This is a genomic window from Oceanococcus sp. HetDA_MAG_MS8 (genome assembly GCA_019192445.1).
Classification (GTDB): domain Bacteria; phylum Pseudomonadota; class Gammaproteobacteria; order Nevskiales; family Oceanococcaceae; genus MS8.
The window spans coordinates 1-1837 of sequence record JAHCMK010000021.1 but is presented as its reverse complement, the minus strand read 5'-3'; the positions used below and the strand labels follow the sequence as shown (position 1 = coordinate 1837).

2 protein-coding genes are annotated in these 1837 nt (G+C 51.6%); both read right to left on the bottom strand.

The features are described from left to right. Positions 1-66: 66 nt before the first annotated feature. Positions 67-780 (bottom strand): hypothetical protein, encoded by a 714-nt coding sequence (locus KI787_15670; GenBank protein ID MBV6631389.1) that lies wholly within the window; start codon positions 778-780, stop codon positions 67-69. 96 nt (positions 781-876) lie between these two features. Continuing rightward, a complete protein-coding gene (locus KI787_15665; GenBank protein MBV6631388.1) occupies positions 877-1686 on the bottom strand; it encodes an HNH endonuclease in 810 nt (269 codons plus the stop codon). Positions 1687-1837 lie beyond the last annotated feature (151 nt).

The window sequence follows — 1837 nt, the reverse complement described above, 5'->3', positions numbered from 1 at the left end:
CCCCTGTCTAGTCACGACTTCAACTCAAGGCCTTGCTGGGGGAGTCCATATACGTTTTGTTAGAACTCATTTTTTCGACCTTTCAATCTCACTTTCGAGCAGCTTCGTATAGAGACCGAGCCTCGGAAGTGAATAATGTATGATGAACGCCGACAGGTACACAACGAAAGCTACGACCGCAACGAAAAAGGTTACTTGCTCGTTCTGTTTTGACGACGCAGCAATAATTAGTGTTATCAACCCAGGCACGATTCCGATCTTATCGAGTGCGCCAGCTAGCGCACCTACACGCCTATCAATCGTTCCCTGTTGGGCTGAAATTCGGTCTAGCGCTAGCTGCAGTGCATCAACCGGTCGATTTTTGAGAGCCTGCATCAACTTCAGATCTTCCGGAACGGATTGACGAAGGCCGCTTATGACAAGTTGATTGGAATTCTTGAGAAATTGGTAAAGCTCTTTGCGATCTGCATAAAGTTCCATAAGCTGCACTGATGGCAGTGAGACGTACCACAGCAGCAACAGAAGCAGGAATGCCATTTTTATGTAATCGAGCGGCCAACCGACCCAAAGAACAACGACGGCGTAAAGGCCAAACACAAGCAGTGGCGCGAGTACATAGCGACTGAGAATGCTCCAAGACTGGGGGTGTTTGAGCGTGGGTTTCTCGAACAGCGGAACTACTATTCCTTCTTCGTATCTCGCGAACGCGGCGTAGATTTCGTCGATGTGGCGTGTAAGGTCCCCCCCTTCACCGTCTCGCTCTGGCGCTGAATTACCCATGAGTTCTAACACCCTAGCTCAGCGGCACTTGCGAGCGGGCGAGGATTGGCGTAGCCAAACGTAGCCTGCTCGCAAGTGTCCGACTGGAGCGCATTGTTAGCCGTCACCTTCGCCATACTCATCGGTCCCGAGCTCTTCCTGCTCCAAAAAGTCTTCGATCGCGGATCGCCACTGCGTCCAATTTCGAACTTCTTTCGCGTGTGTCTCAAGAGAATCAATGGAGGCGCCAGCTTCGACAGCCTGCCTTAGAAGTTGTAACGCCATACCTTCGTTACAGTAGCTGAGTCGATTTCGGAGAATTCCGCGAATGTAGTAGACGCGGGACATTGCTGGGTTGTTCTTCTCCTGTCGTTTGGTCGCGCATATTCCACCAACGCGCTTCCAAGCAAGCTCAACTGAATCTTGGGTTGGGGCCTCATCCTCATACTCTAGATATTGTTCTGTAGCCACCTTCATTGCAGCCATGATCTCCCCAACCTCAAATCGCCTTTTCAGGGAGTTGAGGCCCTTGATTCCGCTTTCATTCAAGCTAAAGCCAGGAACCAGCTCGGACCAATATTCACTCAGCTGCGTTGTAACGCTGTCGTCTAGATTGAGCAGCGCCTTCTGCCACTGGAACATCATTTCGATCTGTTCCTTTCGCTCCTGCAACGCTTCCAATTGCTCCCGCTGCTTGTCTAGTACAGCGGAATCCGCAAGCTTTCTGTCGGACTTTCCAAGGTTGCAGTCAACGCAGGACGTGATGAGATTTAGCAGGTCATCCGTTCCACCTTTCGATACTGGCTCGATGTGGTCAATGTGCAGCAAGACGTCGGGCGCTTTTCGACCACAGTATTGGCACGTGAAGGAGTCACGCTTGAACACCTCAAAGCGCAGCTTCTTCGGAATGGCCTTTCGATTACCCACGATCTATCAAGTGACGGCTAACGCCTGAGCTCAGCTGCGTTTGAGGCGACGCCTGCTTTTGCGGCAGCAAAAGTAGGTGGCGGGTCAAATGTCAGCTGCAGTGATGAAATGGACTCCCCCGGTAATTTAGTCGGCATCACAAGTGCCGCGC

What these genes read in the sequence shown, in the direction of transcription:
- KI787_15670 (MBV6631389.1), bottom strand. Translation starts at nt 780, where the DNA reads ATGGGTAATTCAGCGCCAGAGCGAGACGGTGAAGGGGGGGACCTTACA.